General features: G+C 67.8%; 22 protein-coding genes. 12 read left to right on the forward strand and 10 right to left on the reverse strand.

Features of this window, described 5'->3' with window-relative positions; translation table 11 throughout:
* The first annotated feature begins 31 nt into the window (after nt 1–31).
* From GA0070624_RS16690 to GA0070624_RS16700, 3 genes are all read left to right on the forward strand, one after another.
* Nucleotides 32–838, forward strand: a complete 807-nt coding sequence (locus GA0070624_RS16690) for a DeoR/GlpR family DNA-binding transcription regulator (RefSeq protein WP_091342176.1) — start codon at nt 32–34, stop codon at nt 836–838.
* A gap of 71 nt (nt 839–909) precedes the next feature.
* Nucleotides 910–1,824, forward strand: a complete 915-nt coding sequence (locus tag GA0070624_RS16695) for a 1-phosphofructokinase family hexose kinase (protein ID WP_091342178.1) — start codon at nt 910–912, stop codon at nt 1,822–1,824.
* 2 nt (nt 1,825–1,826) lie between these two features.
* The gene (locus GA0070624_RS16700) at nt 1,827–2,669 is read left to right on the forward strand and encodes a class II fructose-bisphosphate aldolase (RefSeq protein ID WP_091342180.1); all 843 of its coding nucleotides are present in this window, start codon (nt 1,827–1,829) and stop codon (nt 2,667–2,669) included.
* A 53-nt stretch (nt 2,670–2,722) separates the two neighbouring features.
* Here GA0070624_RS16700 and GA0070624_RS16705 read toward each other — a convergent pair whose 3' ends face one another.
* Complete coding sequence (locus tag GA0070624_RS16705) at nt 2,723–3,505, reverse strand: FadR/GntR family transcriptional regulator (RefSeq protein ID WP_091342183.1); 783 nt, start codon at nt 3,503–3,505, stop codon at nt 2,723–2,725.
* Between the two features lie 183 nt (nt 3,506–3,688).
* Here GA0070624_RS16705 and GA0070624_RS16710 point away from each other — a divergent pair, with 183 nt between their 5' ends.
* The 5 genes from GA0070624_RS16710 (at nt 3,689) to GA0070624_RS16730 (ending at nt 8,542) form a co-directional block, all read left to right on the forward strand.
* The gene (locus GA0070624_RS16710) at nt 3,689–4,897 is read left to right on the forward strand and encodes an aminotransferase class V-fold PLP-dependent enzyme (RefSeq protein ID WP_218105170.1); all 1,209 of its coding nucleotides are present in this window, start codon (nt 3,689–3,691) and stop codon (nt 4,895–4,897) included.
* Between the two features lie 55 nt (nt 4,898–4,952).
* Complete coding sequence (locus GA0070624_RS16715) at nt 4,953–6,248, forward strand: ABC transporter substrate-binding protein (RefSeq protein WP_218105171.1); 1,296 nt, start codon at nt 4,953–4,955, stop codon at nt 6,246–6,248.
* Nucleotides 6,249–6,369: 121 nt separating this feature from the next.
* Complete coding sequence (locus GA0070624_RS16720; RefSeq protein ID WP_218105172.1) at nt 6,370–7,215, forward strand: carbohydrate ABC transporter permease; 846 nt, start codon at nt 6,370–6,372, stop codon at nt 7,213–7,215.
* A complete protein-coding gene (locus GA0070624_RS16725) occupies nt 7,212–8,048 on the forward strand; it encodes a carbohydrate ABC transporter permease (RefSeq protein ID WP_091342187.1) in 837 nt (278 codons plus the stop codon). The genes GA0070624_RS16720 and GA0070624_RS16725 overlap by 4 nt, the downstream gene beginning before the upstream one ends.
* A gap of 44 nt (nt 8,049–8,092) precedes the next feature.
* A complete protein-coding gene (locus GA0070624_RS16730) occupies nt 8,093–8,542 on the forward strand; it encodes an L-rhamnose mutarotase (RefSeq protein WP_091342189.1) in 450 nt (149 codons plus the stop codon).
* Here GA0070624_RS16730 and GA0070624_RS16735 read toward each other — a convergent pair.
* Nucleotides 8,454–9,551: an integrase core domain-containing protein gene (locus GA0070624_RS16735; RefSeq protein WP_091342191.1), complete on the reverse strand. Its 1,098-nt coding sequence runs from the start codon at nt 9,549–9,551 to the stop codon at nt 8,454–8,456. The two genes, GA0070624_RS16730 and GA0070624_RS16735, sit on opposite strands and share 89 nt — an antisense overlap.
* A 92-nt stretch (nt 9,552–9,643) precedes the next feature.
* Here GA0070624_RS16735 and GA0070624_RS16740 point away from each other — a divergent pair, with 92 nt between their 5' ends.
* Complete coding sequence (locus GA0070624_RS16740) at nt 9,644–10,129, forward strand: hypothetical protein (protein ID WP_091342192.1); 486 nt, start codon at nt 9,644–9,646, stop codon at nt 10,127–10,129.
* Between the two features lie 229 nt (nt 10,130–10,358).
* Here the strand turns inward: GA0070624_RS16740 and ald are convergent, their stop codons facing one another.
* The 8 genes from ald to GA0070624_RS16780 all read right to left on the reverse strand — a co-directional run bounded on the left by ald (nt 10,359) and on the right by GA0070624_RS16780 (nt 20,705).
* Nucleotides 10,359–11,486 carry an alanine dehydrogenase gene (gene ald / locus GA0070624_RS16745; protein ID WP_091342194.1) on the reverse strand — a complete coding sequence of 376 codons (1,128 nt, stop codon included), beginning with the start codon at nt 11,484–11,486 and terminating at the stop codon, nt 10,359–10,361.
* 116 nt (nt 11,487–11,602) lie between these two features.
* Nucleotides 11,603–12,922, reverse strand: coding sequence for an MFS transporter (locus GA0070624_RS16750; protein ID WP_091342197.1), 1,320 nt, complete (start codon nt 12,920–12,922; stop codon nt 11,603–11,605).
* A gap of 94 nt (nt 12,923–13,016) precedes the next feature.
* Complete coding sequence (locus GA0070624_RS16755) at nt 13,017–14,141, reverse strand: enolase C-terminal domain-like protein (protein WP_245718826.1); 1,125 nt, start codon at nt 14,139–14,141, stop codon at nt 13,017–13,019.
* A gap of 59 nt (nt 14,142–14,200) precedes the next feature.
* Nucleotides 14,201–15,673: an aldehyde dehydrogenase gene (locus GA0070624_RS16760; RefSeq protein ID WP_218105173.1), complete on the reverse strand. Its 1,473-nt coding sequence runs from the start codon at nt 15,671–15,673 to the stop codon at nt 14,201–14,203.
* A 37-nt stretch (nt 15,674–15,710) separates the two neighbouring features.
* Entirely contained in the window at nt 15,711–16,466 is a 756-nt protein-coding gene (locus tag GA0070624_RS16765) for a FadR/GntR family transcriptional regulator (RefSeq protein ID WP_091342204.1), read from the reverse strand.
* Nucleotides 16,463–17,392, reverse strand: coding sequence for a phosphotriesterase family protein (locus GA0070624_RS16770; RefSeq protein WP_091342207.1), 930 nt, complete (start codon nt 17,390–17,392; stop codon nt 16,463–16,465). Before GA0070624_RS16770 ends, GA0070624_RS16765 begins: the two co-directional genes overlap by 4 nt.
* A 153-nt stretch (nt 17,393–17,545) precedes the next feature.
* Nucleotides 17,546–18,985 carry an aminotransferase family protein gene (locus GA0070624_RS16775; RefSeq protein WP_218105174.1) on the reverse strand — a complete coding sequence of 480 codons (1,440 nt, stop codon included), beginning with the start codon at nt 18,983–18,985 and terminating at the stop codon, nt 17,546–17,548.
* A gap of 544 nt (nt 18,986–19,529) precedes the next feature.
* The gene (locus GA0070624_RS16780; RefSeq protein ID WP_091342212.1) at nt 19,530–20,705 is read right to left on the reverse strand and encodes a CHAT domain-containing protein; all 1,176 of its coding nucleotides are present in this window, start codon (nt 20,703–20,705) and stop codon (nt 19,530–19,532) included.
* Nucleotides 20,706–20,746: 41 nt separating this feature from the next.
* On the opposite strand from GA0070624_RS16780, the gene GA0070624_RS34055 reads away from it, so the two are divergent.
* The 3 genes from GA0070624_RS34055 to GA0070624_RS16790 all read left to right on the forward strand — a co-directional run bounded on the left by GA0070624_RS34055 (nt 20,747) and on the right by GA0070624_RS16790 (nt 22,103).
* Complete coding sequence (locus GA0070624_RS34055; protein WP_176731732.1) at nt 20,747–20,896, forward strand: hypothetical protein; 150 nt, start codon at nt 20,747–20,749, stop codon at nt 20,894–20,896.
* An 86-nt stretch (nt 20,897–20,982) separates the two neighbouring features.
* Nucleotides 20,983–21,441 (forward strand): hypothetical protein, encoded by a 459-nt coding sequence (locus GA0070624_RS16785; protein WP_245718827.1) that lies wholly within the window; start codon nt 20,983–20,985, stop codon nt 21,439–21,441.
* Nucleotides 21,438–22,103: a hypothetical protein gene (locus tag GA0070624_RS16790; protein WP_091342216.1), complete on the forward strand. Its 666-nt coding sequence runs from the start codon at nt 21,438–21,440 to the stop codon at nt 22,101–22,103. Before GA0070624_RS16785 ends, GA0070624_RS16790 begins: the two co-directional genes overlap by 4 nt.
* Nucleotides 22,104–22,133: the final 30 nt, after the last annotated feature.

The following is a 22,133-nucleotide window of genomic DNA, read 5'->3' on the forward strand; positions in this document are numbered from 1 at the left end:
CAGCAACGGATCCGGTGAGGCGAGCGCTCCAATGACGACGGCAGGCCAAGAAACTTCACCGAACGGGAACGCCGCCGCACGCCGCCGGCACCGCGCCGATCGCTTCGGCCGGATCCTGCAGATGCTCGGCGAGAAGGGCAGCGTCGACGTCGCCGACCTCGCCCTCGACCTCGGCGTCAGCGAGGCCACGGTGCGGCGGGACCTGCGCGCGCTGGCCAACCAGCGGCTGCTCGAACGCGCGCACGGCGGCGCGGTCTCCGGCGCGACGGAGTTGCCGGTGCGGTACCGGAGCGGCCAGGCCCACGCGGAGAAGCTGCGCATCGCGCGCGCCGCTGCCGAACGCGTGGCGGAGGGCGACGTCGTGGCGCTCACCGGCGGCACCACGACCCTGGAGGTCGCCCGCTGCCTGGCGTACCGCGGTGAGGTGTCGGTGGTGACGAACGCGCTGAACATCGGGGCGGAACTCGCGGTCCGGCCGAACGTGAAGCTCATCATGACCGGCGGCGTCGCCCGCGGCGTCTCCTACGAACTCGTCGGACCCCTGGCCGACGCGACGCTGGACAAGATAAACATCGACATCGCCTTCGTCGGCGTCGACGGCATCGAGCGCAACGCCGGCCTGACTACACAGAACGAGACCGAGGCCGCCACCAACCGGGTCCTGATCGAACGCAGCCGCAAGGCGATCGTGGTGGCCGACTCCAGCAAGCTCGGCCGGGTCGTGTTCGCCGGCATCGCCCCGGTGTCCGCGATCAGCGAGCTCATCACCGACGCCGGGGCGGACCCCGCGGAAGTGGACCGGTTGCGGACGGCCGGGCTCACCGTCACGGTCGTCTGACAGATGATCCGTCACCTGTCCCGCCGCACCGTCGTCGCGCCCTGCCGGGTGCCGTCACCGGGAGTCGCCCGGTGATCCTCTGTGTCACGTTGAACGCCGCCCTCGACGTCACCTACGTCGTCGACCAGGTCCGCTGGCATTCCGGCAACAGGGTGGTCTCCACCGCCGAGCACGCTGGCGGCAAGGGCACCAACGTGGCCCGGGTGCTGCACAGCCTCGGCGAGCACGTGGTGCTGACCGGTCTCGCCGGTGGCGGCACGGGCGACCGGATCCGACGCCACCTCGCCGCCGCCGGGATCACCGAGGAGCTGGTGCCCATCGCCGGCGAGTCCCGGCGCACGCTGGCCGTGGTGGACGAGGCCGCGGGCGACGCGACCGGCTTCTGGGAGCCGGGGCCAGCTGTGCGCGCCGACGAGTGGGACGCGTTAGTCCGGCGCTTCCACCGCCTGCTCCCCGACGCGGCCGTCGTGGTGCTCTCCGGTAGCGCGCCACCGGGAGTACCGGACGACGGCTACGCATCGCTGATCTCCATCGCCGGCGACGCCGGTGTGCCAGCCGTCCTCGACGTCTCCGGCGCGGCGCTGCGGATCGGCGTCACCGCCGGACCGGCAGTGGTCAAGCCCAACCGGGAGGAACTGGCGGCGGCCACGGGTCACGGCGACGCGTGGACCGCCGCAGACTCTCTGGTGTCGGCCGGGGCGGCCGCCGTCGTCGTCTCCGCCGGCGCCGACGGCCTGCTGGCAGCGACCCCGCGGCGCCGATGGGTGGCCCGGCCGCCCGAACCGCTGTCGGGCAACCCGACCGGCGCCGGCGACGCATGTGTCGCCGCGCTCGCCCGGGGGCTGCGCGCCGGGAGCGGCTGGCCGGAACGGCTGGCCGACGCCGTGGCGTTGTCGGCCGCCGCGGTGCTGCGCCCCGTGGCCGGTGAGGTCGACCGGGACGCCTACCGGCGGTTTCGCGACTTGGTCCACGTCGAGGAGGTCTAGGGATGCGCGTCAGTACCGGCGAGATCGTCGCGGCCGCCGCCGCCGCAGGTAGGGGAGCGGGGGCGTTCAACGTCATCACGCTCGAACATGCGGAGGCGATCGTCGCCGGCGCCGAGCGCGTGGACCGGCCGGTGATCCTCCAGCTCAGCGAGAACGCCGTCGGTTTCCACCTCGGCCGCGTACGCCCCATCGCCGCCGCCCTCGGCGAGATCGCCACCGCCGCGCGGGTGCCGGTATCGCTGCACCTGGACCACGTCGCGGACGAGTCGCTCCTGCACCAGACAGCCGACGCCGGCTTCAGCTCCGTCATGTTCGACGCCTCGACCCGGCCGTACCAGGAGAATGTGGCCGTTACCCGGGCGGCGGCCGACTGGGCGCACGAGCGGGGGCTGTGGCTGGAGGCCGAACTCGGTGAGGTGGGCGGCAAGGACGGCGCGCACGCGCCCGGTGTCCGGACCGATCCACGCCAGGCGGAGTCCTACGTGGCGGCGACCGGGGTCGACGCACTCGCGGTGGCGGTGGGCAGTTCACATGCGATGACGACCCGAGAGGCGGCTCTCGATCTCGACCTGATCGCGCAGCTGCGCAAGACCGTCCCGGTGCCGCTGGTCCTGCACGGGTCCTCAGGAGTGCCGGACGAGCACCTGCGCGGCGCCATCGGGCACGGCATGGTCAAAATCAACTTCGGTACGGCGTTGAACCTGGCGTACACCGGTGCCGTCCGAGACGTCCTGGCCGGCCCGAACCCCCCGGTGGACCCCCGCAAATACCTGCGGGTCGCCCGCGACGCCGTCGCCGACGTCGTGGCGCACCTGCTCACCGTGCTGGACAAGGCGGCCGGCTAATGCCGCGCCGGCGGACGAGGCCACGTGGGACCGGTCCGCCCTGCCGGGTGGTGCTACTGGTGCGGCTGATTGTCCGCGGATCCCGCAAGCTGCCGCCGGCGGTATGAACGGCCACGGGAGGGGGCGGGCGGGGCAACCGATCGCTCAGGGGCTCCGCTGACCGGCGGCTGGTGAAGGCGCAGCCAGTGCTCCGTCTGAGCTACGTGCTGAGCGGCGGCGCTGTAGGCGGCCGCCGGGTCCCGCGCGATGAGCGCGTTGGTGATCGAGCGATGGCCCGCGTCGCTTGTCGCCTTGATTAACTTCCCGTCCGCCGTATCGAAGATCTGGTAGGAGCGAGACCGCGATCGGAACACATCCAACAGAGTCGCGAGTGTGGGGTTGCCGGCAATGGCGGCGATGGTCGAGTGGAAGAGGGCATCAAGCTCTGAGGCCTGATGTCCGTCGGAGGTCGCCTCCATCCGGTCGAGCAGTTGCAGCAGCTCCCGCCCCTGCTCGTCGGTGATTCTCGCGGCTGCCTGCGAAGTCGCATGGGCCTCGAGCACGCGCCGCAACTCGTAGATCTCAAGCAACCCGGCCAGAGGCAGCAGGTCGACCGTCAGGGCGAGAGTGCCGACGATTTCCTCCGGCACGAGCCTCGCGACGTAGGTGCCCGAGCCATGACGGGAGTCGATCACTCGGAGTGCCGACAGCATCCGGACCGCCTCCCGCAGCGATCCGCGGGACACCCCGAGTTCCTCACAGAGCTCCGCCTCCGGCGGGAACTTCTGACCGGCGGCCAAACGACCGGAGGAGATCATCTGCCGGAGGCCGTGGAAGGCGACGTCGACTGCGGACACGGAGCTCCCTCGAACGATGGTCAACTATAAGGCTAGCGCACGAGATCACCGGAGTCATATGATGTCTCCGCTGGCAAAGGCCTCCACAGCAGCCCCGTACGCGCACTATTACGGCAAGTTATCTAACGTCTTTCGAAGGCTCACGCCCTTCTTCGAGAGCGGGAACCCATGACCGCTACGTCCATGACCGCGTGCCTGACCCTGCCCGACGGCTCGCCGGCAGCAGCCGGCTGGACGCTCCAGCCCGACCTACGTCATCTCAACCACGGTTCCTTCGGCGCGGTTCCCGCGCACGTGCAGGCCCATCAGAACGCCCTGCGCGCGCAGATGGACGCCGCCCCGGTCCTGTGGTTCTCAGAGCTGTCTCCCAAGATCGGCGCAGCCCGGGCCGAGATCGCCAGTTTCCTGGGCGTCGCCGCCGACGACACGGCGTTCGTTCCCAACGCCAGCGGCGGTGCCAGCGTGGTCTACGCGAACCTGCCGGCCCGCCCCGGAATGGAGATCGTGGTCACCGACCACGGCTACGGAGCGGTCACGATGGGCGCCGAACGCCTCGCCCGCCGCTCGGGCGGCAGGGTGCGCGTCGCTCGGATACCACTCGACGCGACGCTGCAGCAGGCCCACGACGCTGTCGTAGCGCAGTTCACAGACCACACCGGCCTTGTCGTCATCGATCACCTTACCTCGCCGACCGCACGCCTGCTTCCGGTCGACACGGTGTCCGCCGAGGCGCGACGCCGCGGCATCCCCGTGCTGGTCGACGGGGCGCACGTTCCCGGGCTCTACGACCGACCGCTCGACGGACTGGATTGCGACTTCTGGGTCGGCAACCTGCACAAGTTCGCCTGCGCACCGCGTGGCGCGGCGGTTCTGGTCGCGCGAAACGCGCTGCGGGACCAGCTGTACCCGCTGATTGACTCGTGGGGCGCGCCGCTCGACTTTCCGCAGCGCTTCGATAGCCAGGGAACTCTCGACGCGACCAGCTACCTCGCGGCGCCGCGGTCGATCGCGTTCATCGAACACACCTGGGGCTGGGAGGCCGCCCGGCGGTACATGAGTGGCCTGGCTGATTACGCCGAGGAGGTCATCGCGTCGGCCTTCTCTGCCATCACGGGCGAAGACCACCGGGTGGACGTCGGAAGTCCGGTGAACGCGATGCGCCTGGTGCGCCTGCCGGCGGAACTTGCCACCACCCACCAGGACGCCGACGGCCTGCGGGACCGGGTGCTGCGGGAACTCGGGGTCGAAACCGCTTTCACCAGCTTCGATGGCACCGGCTACTACCGCCTGTCCACCCATGTCTACAACACGGCCGAGGATTTCGAGCACTTCGCCGAACATTGCGTCCCCGTGCTCTGCCGGTGGGCGCGCGAGGCCGCAGGTCCGTCCTGACCTCTCCACCCCCGACAGAGCACGCCACGTTCCCCCACCATCGAAAAGAGGAACCGTGAAACTGAGAAGGGCGCTCACCGGAATCACCCTCTCCCTGACCACCGCCATCGCGATGACGGGCTGCTCCAGCCCCGCTGCTGACGGCACGGTCACGCTGCAGATGGTCGAGAGCCTCACCAACCCCGCCCGCACCCAGCTGCTCAAGAGCCTTCTCGCCGACTTCGAGGCGAAGAACAAGGGCGTCAAGGTGCAGCTCGTGTCGCCCCCGACAGACCAGGCCGATCAGAAGCTCCAGCAGATGCTGCAGGCCGGTAGCGGCATCGACGTACTCGAGGTCCGGGACCTCACCGTCGGTCCGTTCTCCAAGAACGGCTGGCTGTACGACATGTCGCACGACCTGGAGGGCTGGACGGGCCGGGACGCCCTGACGGAGAACGCGGCGAAGTTCTCGAAGAACTCCGAGGGCAAATCCTATTTTGTGCCCTATGGCTTCTACGGGCTCAGCCTCTTCTACCGCACCGACCTGGTGAAGGATGCCGGCTTCAACGCTCCCCCCAACAGCTGGGAGGAGCTGCTCCAGCAGGCCACCGCCATCCAGGACCCGTCGAAGAAGCGATACGGTTACGCGTTCCGCGGCGGAAAGAACGGCTACACCAACGCCACCGTCGCCATCGAGGCCTACGTCGCGGACCAGATCGACGTCAACAACGCGTACAAGTTGTCCAACGGGAAGAGCATCTTCTCCGCCCCGGAGGCCCTCGAGGCGCTCAAGACCTACTTCGCGCTCTTCAAGCAGGCTTCTCCGCCGTCATCGGTGGCGTGGGGTTACCCAGAGATGGTCGAGGGCTTCTCGAACGGGTCGACCGCATTCCTCCTGCAGGACCCAGAAGTCATCGCCACCGTGGGGCAGTCCAAGGCGATCAGCAAGGATCAGTGGACGACGGCTCCGATGCTGGTGGGCCCGACCGGAAAGGCCATTCAGCCCATGGCGACGGCCGGCTGGGGGATCGCCTCGTCGAGCAAGCACAAGCAGGAGGCCGTCAAGCTGATCAAGTTCCTCTCGGAGGGGGATGCCTCGATCCGCTTCACGAAGGAGAACAGTCTCGTGCCCATTTTGAAGACGGCAGTCGACGACGAGTTCTACAAGGTGGGCGCCTGGAAGAGCTACGTCACGATGAACCAGAAGCCCGACGTGTACATCACCGCCATCCAGCCCCGGGACGCCAGCTGGTGGACGGAGTGGGCCCAGAAGGCGGACACCGAGGTGCAGCAGGTCCTGGCCGGCAAGATTACGAACGAGCAACTCCTCGCCAGCTGGGACAAGTACTGGACCGAGAAGTGGGCGAAGTAGTAAGAGCATGACGCAGACAGCACTACCGACAAGGCGGCGCCCGGCTTCCGGGCCGGGCGCCCCTTCAGGCCCGCGAAAGCGACCCTTCACGGTCCGGCGAGGCCTCACCGTCCTGGCGTTCATGGCGCCGGCTGTCATCTTCGTCGCGGTATTCACGTACTACCCGATGATCTCCGGCAGCCAGATGGCGTTTCGCAAGTGGAACCTCGCCGACCTCACCGACACCTCATGGGTCGGCTTCGACAACTTCGCCGCGATCTTCGCAGACCCGACCTTCTTCACCGTGCTGGGCAACACCGTGGTCTGGGTCTTCGCGTCCATCGTCCCGCAGTTCCTGATCGGCTTCGCCCTCGCGCTGTGGCTACGCCGAAGGTTCCGCTTCCGCGGCCTCTACCAGGCCCTGGTCTTCTTTCCCTGGGCCATTTCCGGCTTCCTCATCGGCATCCTGTTCCGCTGGATGTTCAACGGCGAGTTCGGGGTGATCAACGACCTGCTGACGAAGATCGGGATCATCGACAGCCCGGTGCCGTGGCTGGCCAAGCCCGGTACCGCGATGTTCGCGGTGGTCGTGGCGAACGTCTGGTACGGAGTGACCTTCTTCGCCATCATGATCCTTGCCGCACTCCAGTCGGTGCCCGATGAGCTGTACGAGGCGGCCGCGTTGGACGGCGCGAGCAAGGCCCGCGTGCTGTTCCAGATCACGATTCCGCAGATCGCCACGACCCTCGCGCTGACCGTGCTGCTGCGGGTCATCTGGATCTTCAACTTCCCGGACATCATCTGGGCGATGACCGGGGGAGGACCCGCCAACCAGACTCACATCGTCACCACCTGGATGATCGAGACAACTCAACGTGGTGACTACGGGCATGCCTCGGCGATCGGCCTGATCGTCGTCGCCGTGCTCCTCGTGTTCAGCGCCTTCTATTTGTTGGCCCTGCGTGAACGGAAGGTGGTTCGATCGTGACGTCACGTCAATCCGTCGCGGGCCAGGTCATCCGGGTTCTCTTCCTGACCCTGTGGGCCGTGATCACCCTGTTCCCGATGTACTGGATCACGATCACCTCGTTCAAGGCGCCGGGCGCGATCTTCAGCTACCCGCTGGCGTACTGGCCGAAGGAGTTCTCGCTGGAGAACTACATCGGACTGTTCCAGAAGGCGCAGTTCGGTACGTACATCCTGAACAGCCTGACGGTGTCGACCGCTGCCGCGGCCGCGGCCACGCTGATCGCGATGCTCTCCGGTTACGTGCTCGCCCGGTTCGAGTTCCGTAGCAAGTCGGCGGTGCTGCTGGCCTTCCTGGTCACGCAGATGATCCCGTCGTTCATCGCGCTCGGGCCGCTGTACCTGCTGATGGTCCAGTTGGGACTGGTCGACCAGAAGCTGGGTCTGGTGCTGATCTACATCGCCGTCTGCATCCCGGTGAGCACCGTCATGCTACGCGGCTTCTTCGCCAATGTGCCGGATGCGTTGGAGGAAGCGGCCCTGATCGACGGCTGCTCCCGCCTCAAGGCGCTCTTCCGGGTCATCGTGCCGGTCATGAAGCCGGGGATTATCGCGGCGTTCATCTTCAACTTTGTGAACTGCTGGAATGAGCTGTTCCTGTCGGTCACGCTGATGAACAGCGACGAGAACCGCACCATCCCGACGGCGCTGAACGCCTTCATCACCAGTTTCAACATCGAGTGGTCGTCGATGGCGGCGGCGGCGGTACTGACCATCCTCCCCACGATGGTTCTCTTCGCCTTCGCCAGCCGGTACATCGTCCAAGGGCTCACCGCCGGCGCGGTCAAGGGCTGAGCGCGCCGGCCAGTCCGGGCACGACCAACTGAACGGAGACTCTGATGTCCCGTGTCTGCTTCACCCTGCAGGTCGACCCGTCACGGCTCGAGGAGTACCGTGCCCGGCACGCGGCAGTGTGGCCCGAGATGCTCGCCGCGCTACGCGACGCCGGCTGGCGCGATTACACGCTTCATCTCCGGGAGGACGGACTGCTCGTCGGTGTTCTGGTGACGGACGGCTTCGCGGCCGCGCAGGCGGCGATGGAGCGCACCGATGTCAACCGGCGCTGGCAGGCCGAGATGGCGCACTTCTTCCCCCAGCTCGCCGACGGGCGCGCCGATCGCGGGATGCATGTTCTGGACAAGGTGTTCAACCTCGAAGCCCACCTGGCCCTGCGCCTGCCGAATATCTCGTCCGTGCAGCTCAAGCGGCGTGTTGGTATTCGTGGAGGACGCCGCCGAGTCGGTCTCGTCGGCGTATGTCGAGGTGGGCGATTCGTCCCCGATCTGTGATTGGTGCGGGGACAGCTCGTAGGGGTGCGGCTTGCATCATGGTCTGGTGGGCGCGGTGGGTGTTGTAGAACTGCTCGTACTGGCGTAGCGCGTGGCGTAGGTGGCGTTCGTTCCAGATCAGGGTGCGGTCGAGCAGCTCGTGGCGGCAGGACTGCACCCATCTCTCCATGATCGCGTTCATTCTCGGGATCCGAACGCCGCAGCAGACGGTCTGGATGCCGGCGTCGGCGAGGACCTCGTCGATGATGGCGGGGAACTTCCCGTCCCGGTCCCTGATCAGGTAGCGCGCCCGGCAGCCCGCGTCCTCGAGATCCATCACGAGGTTCTTGATGGCCTGCCCGACCCAGCCCGCCGTCGGATGCGCGGTGGTGCCGAGGACGCGGATACGGCGGTTGGCGTGCTCGATGACCGCGAGGATGTATTGGCGCTGCCCGGTGAGGGGGACGGTCTCGATGAAGTCGCAGCCGAGCAGCGTCTCGGCTTGGGAGCGCAGGAAGCCGGCCCAGGTCGTGCTGCCGCGCTGGGGCGCGGGGTCAATGCCCTCACTCTTGAGAATCTCCCAGACGGTGGAGGCAGCGACCTTGATACCGAGGGTGGCGAGCTCGCCGTGCACCCGCCGGTAACCCCAGTTCGGGTTCTCCCTGACCAGTCGCAGCACGAGGACGCGGATGGAGCGGACGGTGGGCGGACGTCCGGGACGCTTGAGGCGGCAGGTGCGTGCGCGACGGCGGTTCATCAGGTCCCGGTGCCAGCGCAGGACGGTGTCCGGTCGCACCAGCAGCCGCAGTCGGCGCAGCACCCGGCGGGGCAGAGGCGCGAGAAGGGCGGCGAGGAAGACCCGGTCCTCGGGCGCGAACTTCACCCGGTCAGCACCGAGTTGCCGCTCCAGAACGGTGATCTGATGCCGCAAAGCCAGAATCTCCACGTCCTTGTCCCGATCCCCCACCGGCAGCAGCCGCAGCGCGGCGAACGCGTTCGTGACGGTCAGATAGGCCAGGCGCAGCAGCACGAGAGATCATCCTGCTCCGTTCCGCTACCGCTTTGACGGCCGGGGCCACGAGTTGGCCATGAGGAGCCAGGCAGAGCCCGCCACCTGCACGGATGGCATTTTCGGCAGGCGGACACCTGTCACACGCCGTCGTCGACTCCGGCCTTGAGCGCAAGATCTGCGCCGTGCTGGATGCACACGACGAGGTGCAGGCCTGGGTCAAGAACCACAAGCTGTTCCTGGAAATCCCGTACCTCTACTTCGGCATCACTCACCGCTACCGCCCGGACTTCGTTGTCCGAATGAGGAGCGGCCTGACTGTGCTCCTTGAGGGCAAGGGAAACCCTGACGAGAAGGATGACGCCAAAGCGACCGCCGCCCGGCGTTGGATTGAGGCCGCCAACACCTGGAATGGCCTCGGCACCTGGATCCACCACGTCTGCTACGATCCGGCCACGCTCGACGCAGACCTGAGCGCGCTTCACGGGTCCGGCCGGGCGCCGGCGCCCCGGGGCGAGATGTTCCCGCAACCGTCCGATGAAGAACACGGCGAGGACCTTCGCAGGCATGGGCGACCTGACCGGCGCGCCACGCGATGAGAAGCACGGCGAGCTCGTGAAGGTAATGCCAACCGCGGCGACCATCAGCTGATGAGCCTCGACCTAACCCTGCTGACCGCCTTCTTCACAGACGTGAAACGTACGAACGGCAGCCGATCCTCGGCGAGGAGTGCTTCGGTTCCGGCCGCCATCTTGGTGGAAGGTGCGGGAGGAGATTGGTTGGGGTGGCGACTCAGGGTCCCCCGAGCCGCCGCCGTGATCCGTCCTTCTATAGCGTGACGGGACGAAGGACCTCCTCCAACTCGGTGTGGGGAAGGCCGTGTGCGTTCGCTACCAAACCGTTTGTGAGCCCACCGGCGTAGGTGTTCAATCCCCGGGCCAGGGCGGGGTCGTCTTGCAGCGCCTTCCTCCAGCCCTTGTTTGCGATCGCGACGCTGTGCCGCAGCGTCGCGTTGGTCAGGGCATGGGTCGATGTCTGAGGCACCGCACCGGGCATGTTCGCGACGCAGTAGAACACCGTGTCGTGTACCCGATAGGTCGGGTCGGCATGAGTGGTGGGGCGGCTGTCCTCGAAGCACCCGCCCTGGTCAATGGAGACGTCCACCAGCACAGCGCCCGGCTTCATTCGCGAGACCAGACTGTTGGACACGAGCGTCGGCGCCTTGGCTCCGGGCACCAGCACAGCTCCGATCACCAGGTCTGCGTCGAGAACAGCCTTCTCGACCTCGAACCGGTTTGACGTGACGGTGCGCACCCGGCCGCGGTACACCTCGTCAGCGGCGCGCAGCCGGTCGACGTCGAGATCGAGCAGGGTGACCTCAGCGCCGAGGCCGACGGCGATTGCGGTGGCGTTCATGCCCGACACGCCAGCGCCGAGGACAACCACCTTGGCCGGCTGGGTGCCGGGTACGCCTCCGGGCAGGATCCCGCGGCCGCCGCCTGAGCGCATTAGGTGGTAGGCGCCCACCTGGGGGGCCAGTCGACCCGCGACCTCGCTCATAGGGGCCAGGAGCGGGAGCCGGCCGTCCGGGGTCTGGACGGTCTCGTACGCGATGGCGGTGACGTTCTTTTCGAGCAACGCTTCGGTGCACGGGCGGGAGGCGGCCAGGTGGAGGTAAGTGAACAGCACCTGGCCGTCGCGCATCCTGTCGTATTCGCTTGCGACCGGCTCCTTGACTTTCAGGATGAGGTCGCCTTCTGCCCAGACGTCGTCCGCGGTGTCCAGGATCTTCGCTCCGGCGCCGAGGTAGTCCTCGTCGAGGATTGCTGAGCCGACGCCGGCTCCGGACTGCACGAACACGTCGTGGCCGTGGCTTGAGAGTTCGTGCGCGCCTGCTGGGGTGAGGGCGACGCGGTACTCGTGGTTCTTGACTTCGGCTGGCACGCCGATCTTCATGACAGACTGGCCTTTCATGGTTCGGGGGGCGATCAACATGCCCGGTCGTGCGGCGCGGGCACCGAGGGGGAATCGACGCCCGCGCCGCAGTTCCAGGCGCGACCTGGATTGGTGACTCAGCTCTGGCGCAGCGCGTCTTGGTGACTGCTCTTGCTGGTCGGTGCCAGAGCGAGGGTGAGTGCTGCACCCGCGGCGGCGGCCACAAGGTAGAAGCTGGGTGCGACCTGGCTGCCTGTCCGGTCGATCAAGTAGGTCGCGATGAACGGTGCGGTCCCGCCGAAGATCATGACCGAGGCGTTGTATCCGATGGACACTGAGCTTGCGCGGACTCGGGTCGGGAACATTTCAGCCATGTAGGCGAACAGCGGGGCGGCGCCAGCGGCGATTAGAGCTCCCAGCGTCGCACCGCCTGTGATCGCGGCCGCGACGCCTCCCTGGGCGATGAACAGGAACGCCGGGTAGGTGACCACGACGAGAGCGACGCTGGCCCCGATGAGCACCGGCTTGCGGCCGACCCGGTCGGAGAGGGCGCCCCACAGCGGCAGGGCGACGATGTGGGTGATCAGGGCCGCCGATGTGATGGCGAGCATGGATCCGGTATCGAAGTGGGCGACTCCCTTCAGGTACGTGGGCATGTAGCTCATGACCACGTAGAAGCCGACTCCGTAGGTGAGTGTGGCGCCGAAAGCCACCGCGATCCACTTGAACTGTCCGGTGACACTGGACCGGAGTGGCGCCGGATCGGCCTCCGCTGCGGAGACCAGGGCCCGGAACATCGGGGTGTCTTCGATCTTGAGTCGGAGGTACAGGCCGATCATGCCGAGCGGCAGTGCGATCAGGAACGGAACTCGCCAGCCCCAGGAGTTCATCCCGTCCTTGGACAGGTTCGCGGTGAGGACCGCCATCAAAACGGCGCCGAAGAGCAGGCCGGTGGCCGAGGCCGCCGGCAGCAGGCTCGACAGCAGCCCCCGTCGGTTGCCCGGGGCGTACTCGTTGATGAAGGAGGCAGCACCGGCGATCTCGCCGCCGGCGGAGAAGCCCTGAAGCAGTCGGGCGGTGAGGAGGAGGACCGGGGCAAGGACGCCGACGCTGGTGTAGGTGGGGAGCACCCCGATGGCGAACGTCGAGAGCGACATGAGCACCACGACGGTGGCCAGACAGCGCTGTCGCCCGATGCGATCACCGAGAGAGCCGAAGAAGAGACCGCCGAGGGGGCGGGCGAAGAACGCCACGGCGAACGTCGCAAACACGGCGAGCAACGCGGCGGTCGGATTCGAGGAGCTGAAGAACACTACTGCGAGGGTGGTGGCCACGTAGGCGTAGACGCCGTAGTCGTACCACTCGACGAAGTGGCCGATGACGCCGGCGATCACCGCGCGCTTGAGGGTGGAGGGGTCGGCTGTCGGCGGGGACGGTTGAGTGAGGGTCTGTGTCATGGGGGTGCCTCTCTCGATGTGCGTCTCTCTGGTTGTTCGTGATCAAGAACCGTGGTGGTCAGTGACTGCGAGGCAGTCACCGGGCGTGGGTGGCCTACAGGTCGCGGAAGTGCGCCCAGAGGTTCGATTTCTCCTCGACGCCGATGCCGGGGTGGTCGAGGACCTTCACCCGGCCCCCGTTGACCGGCGTGCTGTCGAGGAACCCTCCGACGGGCTGGAAGACGCCTGGGTAGCATTCGGTCCCGCCGAGTCCGAGCCCTGCGGCCAGCGCGAGGTTGAGCTGGTGACCGCCGTGGGGGATGAAGCGGTCACGGCGCCAGCCGTTGCTCTCGGCATCGGCGACCATGCGGATGAACTCGGTCGGCCCGTAGCTCAAGGCGGGGTCCATCTGCAGCCAGTCGCGATCGGGGCGCATCCCGGCGTAGCGGATGAGGTTGCGCGAGTCCTGGACCGAGAACAGGTTCTCGCCCGTCGCGAGCGAGCCCGAATAGGTACGGGCGAGCTCGGCGTTCAGCGCGTAGTCGAGGGGGTCGCCGGCTTCCTCGTACCAGAGCAGTCCGAACGGAGTGAGCATCTCGCCGTAGGCCAAGGCGGTGTCGAGGTCGAATCGGCCGTTGGCGTCCACGGCGACACGGGCACCGTCGCCGACGGCTTCCACCACGGCGGCGATCCGCTCGGCGTCCTCCGTCAGCGGGGCCCCGCCGATCTTCATCTTGACGTGCTCGAAGCCTTGCCCAAGGTAGCTGGTCATCTCTGCGACCAGTGCGTCCGGTCCGGACCCCGGTTGGTAGTAGCCACCGGCGGCGTACACCCAAACGCTGTCGGCCACCGCACCGTTGCCGAACCTGTCGGCGAACAGCTGGGCAAGCGACTGGCCGCGGAGCTTGGCGGCAAGGTCCCACATCGCCGCATCCACGGCGCCGATGGCGACGCTGCGGTCTCCGTGGCCTCCCGGCTTTTCGCCTTCGAACATGATGGCGTTGGCCCGCACCGGGTCCAGGTCACCGGTCTCCGGGTCGAGGAGGGCTTTCGCCTCCGCCCGCATGAGCCGGGGGATGGCACGATTGCGGATGATCTCCCCTTGTGCATAGCGGCCGGGGGACGAGAATCCGTACCCGGTCACCGGTCGCGCGTCCCGGATGACATCGGACTCGACGGCGACGATGGAGGCGGTCATGGTGGAGAAGTCCACGTAGGCGTTGCGGATTTCCGCGGCCAACGGGATCTCCCGTTCGCGAATTGACGTGATGCGCATGTCTGGTCAGTTCTCCTGTTGTCCTAGCCGAGGCGGAAGGGGTCGCGTCCGGCCGCGTCGCTGGTGTTGATCCACACGGCCTTGTCTTCGAGGTAGGCCTCGATCGCCTCGATGCCGTTTTCTCTGCCGATGCCGCTTGCGCCGAAGCCGCCGTAGGGCATCTCGTAGCTGACGGTTCGGTAGGAGTTGACCCAGACCGTTCCGGCGCGCAATGCCTTCGCCATGCGATGTGCGCGGCCGACGCTCCGTGTCCACACCCCAGCCGCAAGGCCGTACGAGGAGTCGTTCGCCAGACGGATCGCGTCCTCTTCGTTGCTGAACGGAATGACGGCGACGACCGGTCCGAACACTTCCTCGCGCGCGATCCGCATCTGGTTGTCGACGTTGCCGAGGACTGTTGGTTCGATGAACAGCCCGTCCCGGAGTTCGGCGCTGCAGGGCCGTCGCCCTCCTGAGAGGAGCTCGGCACCGTCCTGGGTCGCGATCTCGACGTACCGCTGCACCTTTTCGAGCTGAGCCTGGAAGGCCACCGGGCCCATCTCGGAGTCGGACGCCAACGGGTCACCCAGTCGGATGGTCGCTGCACGTTCGACCAGGGCTGCGACGAACTCGTCGTGGATGTCCTTGTGCACGAGGACTCGCGACCCTGCTGCGCAGGTCTGGCCGGTCGCGGCGAAGATGCCAGCTATGGCGCCGTTGACGGCGTCAGCGAGCGGCGCGTCCTCGAAGATGATATTGGGCGACTTGCCGCCCAGTTCCAGGGTCACGCGCTTCAGGTCGGCGATGGCGGCCTGCCCGACCTGGGAGCCGATGTCGACGGACCCGGTGAACGAGACCTTGGCAACGGACGGGTGTCCCACCAGCGCCCGTCCCGTCTCCGGGCCGCCGGTGACGACGTTGACGACGCCGGGCGGGACGTCAGCCTCCTCAAGCACTCGTGCGAAAGCGAGCGTCGACGCACTGGCGTGTTCCGATGGCTTGACCACCATCGTGCAACCGGCCGCGAGCGCCGGTGCCAGCTTCCAGGTCAGCAGGAGCAGCGGGGAGTTCCAGGCGGTGATCGCTGCGCACACACCTGCGGGTTCCTTGACGGTGTAGCCGAAGAAGTCGGGCTTGGATAGCGGCACGGTCGCTCCGCGCACCTTGTCCGCGAGGCCTGCGTAGAACTCGTACCAGTCGGGCAATCCGTCCAGCTGCCCGCGCATCTCACGGAGCAGCTTTCCGTTGTCGTATGCCTCGATGAGTGCCAGCTCGTCAGCCTTGGAGGTGATCACCTCGGCGATGCGCAGGAGCAGCTTGCGTCGGTCTCGACCGGACGTGCGCCCCCACTCCCCGTCGAGTGCCTGAGCCGCGGCGTCGACCGCTCGCCGCACGTCGGCCTCACCAGCCTCTGGCAGCGTTGCCCACGGCTTGGAGGTGAAGGGGTCCACGCTCGGCCGGCTGCCACCATCGGCAGGCGTCACCCACTCGCCGTTGATGAACAGCTGGTCGGGCACCTGTGGAGCTCGGAATGGGCGTTCAGTCATGTGGTTCTCACTTTCGGCTTGGGGTGTCAGCGGGGGACGGCTGCTGCACCAGCAGTTCGAGCGGTGCCAGGTGTCGCTCCACGGCCCGCATGATCAGCTCCGGGTCACCGGTCCGCAGGCAGTCGAGGGTCTCCCGGTGCAGCGACTCGACCGCCAGTGGGTCTTCGTCCTCTCTGAAGTAGCTCTCGAGGACGACGGTCAGCCGTTCGAGGATCTGGTGCTGCATGTAGGCGAGCACCTCGCTTCGAGCCGCCCGGGCCATCTGGTAGTGGAAAAGGTGGTCCCAGTGCCGTCGTTCCAGACGGTCGGCGTCCCGGCTCTCGACTAGGCGCAGCACGGACAGCTCCATCGCATCGAAGTCGTCCGGCGTGGCGCGCTGGGCACAGAGCAGCGCCAGTTGAACCTCGACGGCTCGGCGGGCTTCGAGGATGTCCGGTAGCTTGTCGAACTTGTTGGCGGTCAGTCCGAGGAGCGCCACCGGGATGTTGCTCGTCGCGACGGTCAGGCCGCCCCGGTTGCCGCGCTGGGTGGCGATGACCCCTGCCATCGACAAGCTTCGCACCGCCTCGATGACCACGGACCTGCTTACGCCCAGCAGCGCCGACAGCTCGTCGAGGGACGGGAGCCGGTCGCCGGGCGCGAAGACGCCCGCGCGGATGGCGAACGTGATCTGGTCGATGACCTCGTACTGGGTTCGGTGGCCCGGTACCGGGTGGAACACCTCGGCGAACCCGGGTGCGGTGCGCTTCCCATCCGCACTCATGCCACTGCCTTCGCGGTCACGGTGAGAATGCGGCGTGGGTTCTCGACGAAGATTGCCGCCAGGTCTGCTTCGCTGAGCCCTCGCGCACGCAGACCCGGTATCACCTTTTCCTGGATGCCGGTAAGTCCGGCACCGCCGAACCGCGAGAGGTGCTCTGACTTGCAGGTGTCCATCGACACCAGCACCTGCTCACGGAAGCCGCCCTGGACGTACTCGCACACCAGGTCAAGGGCATCCTCGAACAGCGTGGGGCGGTACCACATCAGGGTGTCGAACTCGATGTTGGCGCCGGCGTCGAGCAGTGCCTGGTGGTAGGAGCGAACCCGGTAGCTGTCCGCATGGCCGATGATCACCCTCGACGGGTCCACGCCTTCTTCGCTGAGCACCTGCAACTGCCAAAGGCCGATCTCGGAGGCGAAGCTGTGCATCATGATCGCGAGTCCGGTCCGTTTCGCCGCTCTGGCTGCAGCGCGGTGAACCCGCTCCTCCGTGGGCGACATCCAGCTCTTCTCGGTGCCGATCTCACCGATGATTCCCGGCCGTACCCCGCTTCCCTGGGCGCCGGTCTCGATCTCGGTGATCAGCTCGTCGGCGAGACTGTCGACGGATCGACGATCGATCTCCGCGGTCGCCGGATAGTAGGAGTCGCGATACCATCCGCATCCCATGACGACCTGGATCCCGGTACGGCGGGAGAGGTCCCGTAGCGCCGCCGGGTCCCGGTTGATGCCAACCGGGGTCACGTCGACGAGGGTGCGGCACTCTGTTGCGGCGAGAGCCGTTAGCTCCTCCACGATGTACCGCTCGTCCTCCGGCATGCCCGCCAGGTCGAAACGGTGCGTCGCGTGCCAGAACCTGGTCAACAGGTGTTCATGCATCAGCGTGAAGCCGAGCTCGTCCGGCGAAATGGGCCCGTTGACCGTCATCACGTGTCCGGACGTCAAACTCTGTCCCCGGTCGGGGTGGCTGTCCGATCCGGTGGGTCGGTGACCATCAGCGGCCCGTACATCGCTCAATGGGGTTTGCACGTGTGTCTCCTCGAGACGTCGCCCGGCGCCGCCGGGCGGAAGTGGGACAGGTCAGCGAGTCGAGGCGGCGTGAGCCAGCTCGGCAGAGGCCTGGATCTCGGCGCTCGGGCCTACCTCGACTCGGCCGTCGTCCATCAACGTCGTCGTGGTGACACGTCGGACCGCCGCCGCAAGGTGGTCCAAGCCCTCCTGCAACCGGTCGCTGGTGATGACCAGGGGCGGGTAGAAGAACACCGACACGATCTGCGCCGCGCGAGTCACGCGGACCACGACCCCCTGCTCGTAGCTCTCATGCCACAGCAGCGCCCGGAACCGCTCTGCGTCCACGTCGTCAGGCAGGCTGATCTCAAGACTGCCGAGCAGTCCGATGACCGAGGCGCGCGCCGGCCATGGCACCTGCGCGCCGATCTCCTCGAGGCGCAGCCGCAGCTCCGGCTCGCGTGCGGCGGCGTTCGCCACCAGGCCCTCCTCGTCGATAATCTTGAGGGTGGTGAGCGCCGCGATGCTTGCCACCGGGTGGCCGGCGTAGGTGTTGACGTGGACGAGCGGCGAGCCCTCGAAGGCCTCTTGGACCCGTCCGGACACGGCTGCCGCCCCCATGGGCACGTAGCCGCTCGTCAGACCCTTGGCCATCGTCAGGATGTCCGGCCTCACGCCCCAGTGCTCGCAGGCGAACAGGGTGCCGGTCCGGCCGAAGCCCGTGACGACCTCGTCGGCGATCAGGAGGATGCCGTACCGGTCACAGAGTTCACGAAGCCGCGGCCAGTAGTCGTTGTGCGGGACCTTGACGGCCCCCGGAATGGAAACCGGCTCGGCGAGAATCGCGGCGATCGTGTGCGGGCCCTCCTGCTCGATGATCGCAGCGGTTTCCTCGATGCAGTGTCCGACGCAGTCCTCCCCGAACGAACAGCTGCCGCAAAACCCGGCGAACGGCTGCGGAAGCGACACGAAACCGGGCACCAGCGGCTGGAACGGCTCGCGGAAGGCGGGGATCGAAGTGGCCGTCGTCGCCCCGTAGCTGGAGCCGTGGTAAGAGCCGTAGCGGCTCATGATCTTGAACCGGCCGGACTCGCCGCGGCGGCGGTGATAGTCGCGGGCCACCTTCATCGCGACCTCGTTGGCCTCGCTACCGCTGCTCGTGAAACTGAAGATCGGGTTATCGACCGGGACGCGCCCGGCCAACTCCTCGCCTAGGGCGGCAACGTACGGGTGCGAAGCCCCCGCCTCCAGGGAAACGAACTCCAGTCCACGGATCTGCGCGGCGACGGCGTCGGCGATGTCGCCCCGGCCATGTCCCACCACGCAGACCCCGAGGTGGTTACCGGCGTCCAAGACACGTTGGCCGTCCGAGTCGATCAGGTCGGTGCCCTCGCCGTGCACGAACATTCGCGGGTACTTCCCTGGGAATAGTTCATCCAGCTTCCGGAAGTCGGCGGCGTAGTGGCGGACGCGAGTCTTCGCCGTAAGCTGCGTCGGGTACTGGTTCACCATCGCGAGCACCTCCATAGGTCCATAAGTCCGATCATTAGACTTTGGGGGTCCCCGGTCGTGTCAAGCATCACCCTGCGTCGTCTCACATTCTGGGCAGGCCGGGGCGCGATCGCGGATTAAGCGTCGAGATCACTGGCCGCAAGACCTCCTGCAAGATCGAAGTTGAGCGCTCAACCTGGTCTATTGAATCCAGACAAAAGCCTTCCTGTTGCTTGCGCTGTCCAGCGACCGATGGCGGTCTTGCCCCCGTCTTCAGCCTCGTGATGGAAAATCTGCGGCGCCGAGGGCGCGCGATGGCTTAATGCAACGCTGCCCACCCGACGCCTCGGGGCATCGGGCGCTAGCTATAGCTAACCTTGCCGGCCCGTCGTTGGACGCCAGTCCAAGGCCGGAGCAGCTGGCAGAGCATCGCTCGTTCCCCGCTGATGCAGCTGATCTCGGCAGAATCGGATGGATCGGGACGCCGTCGACATCGAGGCTGCGGAGCGCCTGCGGTACCGCCTGCGCTCACGGGGGCAGGTCGTCCCTGTGTGGTGGCGCGGGATCAGTCGGCGCGCCCGTATACCGCCAGGTTCGCCCACGACCACAGCGGGCGGTCCGGCGTGTGACCGGCGGCTGAGCGTAGCGCGGCGCCGGGGCTGGCGCCGTCGGCGAGCGTCTCGTACAGCGATGCCATCTGCGTCGCGGTGGTGTCGTCGGCGACCGGCCAGCGGGACACGATGACCGATGAGGCGCCGCGCCGCAGGCATGCGGTTGTCAGGTCGATGGGCCAGCGGATGGTGCCGGCCGCGCCGGAGCGGCAGGCGGCCAGCACCACCACCGGGGGCAGGCGCCAACCAAGGACGTCGAGGCCGGTGGCGGTGCCGCGCGGCAGGTGCAGGGTCAGACCGGAAGGTGACACGGTGCCGTGGACAGCGAGCGTGAGTACCTGGTAGTGGTGTTCGCGCAATTGCGCGCCGAGCTTGCCGGGTGAGAGGACGGCCTGCCCGTCGATAACGCCGGCGCGGCCCAGCGCCCGCAGGTACCGCATCTCCGCGGCGGCGCCGGGCAGAGTCTCGTCGAAGACGCCGACCAGTCGGTAGGGGCGGGACAGCCGCGGCGGCGGGGGTAGCCGCGCCCACGTTGTCAGGGCCGGTGCAACGGTGACCGGGGCGTGCGGGTCGAGGACGGGCCGCCCGGCGATGGTGAGGGCCTCGACCGGCAGCGGGCGCAGCGCCGGGGACGGGATCACGATCACCGAGCCGGCGGCACCTTGGCGGGTGAGCGGCAGGGCGCCGAGCAGCTTCTCGCCAAGCTTGTCGCACACGGCAGGGGTCATCCGGGCCGGTCGGCTGTCAGCCAGGTCTCGGAGCGCGCGCCCGGCGGCCGCGGTCAACTCGGACACGCAGGCCGCAACCTGGTCGTCGGCGGAGCGCCAGGCCACCACGATCGTCTCGAGCGATGTGTCCAGCTCGTGGATCCACAGGCACAGCCGGTCGCCGACGTCGACTGTGGACGGATCGGCCAGCTGCGGCGGCGTCGCACGGCGGCCCAGGGTACCGGCCAGCAGGGAGCGGTGCAGCAGCGCCTCGAATGGCGCACCTCGGTTGATCTCGTAGACGGCCAGGTCGACGGCCAGGTGCTCGCCGACGGCCAGCGCCGAGGCCTCCAGCAACCGGGCGGCGGCGCGGGCGGCCCAGGGACGGCCGTCCCGTGCGGCCAGGCTGGCAACGTAGCGCACTGCTCGCTGCGGCAGGGGATTGGCGGGCGGGTCGGCGGGTCTTGTCGGACCTGACCGCGATCGGGCTACGGCCGGAGTTGCCGTACACGCTGACGTGGGGTGACGGGCTGAGCATCGACGTTGCCGGGGACCTGACGTGGGTCACCGACGGCTGGTTCCGACGGCAGAAGCCGGTGGAGGTGCCAGCGTGAATGAGCGGGATACCGCAGTGTGGTGGGCAAAGGTTCGCTCCGGGGGCCCGCAGCGGGCCTCGGCGGGCAGCCCGTCACCGGCGGGGATGCGGCGGCTGATCGAAGCGGACGCGCAATCGGTGTGGCTGCTGCCGAACATTCCGTCCAGCGCCGGCCCGCAGGTTCTCGCCGAATACCGGCAGCAGGCGGTGACGCTGCAGGACGCCGCCGGCACGTTACGGGTTCTCGCCTCGTGCCTGCGCTGCTGCTGGCCCGACCCGGGAACGGATCCGTGGCCAGGCCAGCCGGCGGACCTCGCACGCGTCGATCGGGTCCTGGAGCAGCTCACCCCGGGCCGGGACCAGAGAAGCCGACAGCGGCTGCTGACCGCCGCCCTGCGCAGGCTGGAAGCCGCCCGTTGGGTGCTGCAAACCGCGGGGAGGGTGCGGCTGGGGCCGCGGGTTGCGACGTGGGGGCCGCTGGAGCTGTCCACGGTCCGGGAGCTGTGGCGGATGATCCCCGACCCGGACTCTGATATGCGGCCGCAGAGACAGGAGGCGCGGTGAGCAGCGACCAGAACCCACTGTTCGAAGCCGTCCTGGCCACGCTGACCGACCGGCAGCGGGAGCACGTCGAAGCGGCGTACGCGTTGCTGGAACACAGCCGGGAACCGGTCCACCGGCAGGAACTGCTCGCGTTCCAGGACCCGACGAGCCGGGACCGGCTGGAGCAGTTGCTGCGCCGCACCGGCCGGGTCCTCGTCCAGGTCGACGGGCTGCGGTTCACCTCCGGCTACGACGATGCCGTCGCCACGCAGTTGACCGGCAGCGGCTGGCAGCCGCTGACCGTGGTCGAACGGGCGGTGCTCGTCCTCGTGCTCGTCTACTCGGTCGCGATACCGCGCAGCGAGGAACGCCTCGCGCAGGACGTGTGGACGAGCCCCTACCCGACGGCGGAGGAGGACATCCTGCGGGCCAGCAAGGTTCCGGCGGTCGCGGCGAAGACCGCGTTGAGCAAACTTGTCGCGTGCGGCCTGCTCGGCCGGGTCCGTGACCGCGTCGACGCCGAAGGTGGGTACGTGCCCGGTCCGCAACTGCTGCGGCTGACCCCTGCCGTGCGGGAGCGGCTACAAGACCAGCTGATCCTCGCCGCCGCCCCAAACCATCCGCTCGCCGCCGTGATCCGCGAGCGCCGTAACCGCACCATCAGCAGGGAGAATCCTCGTTGACGGCACCAGGCAGCTTCCTCGATGACGATG

Origin of the sequence: Micromonospora rhizosphaerae, from assembly GCF_900091465.1 — a bacterium.
GTDB lineage: Bacteria > Actinomycetota > Actinomycetes > Mycobacteriales > Micromonosporaceae > Micromonospora > Micromonospora rhizosphaerae.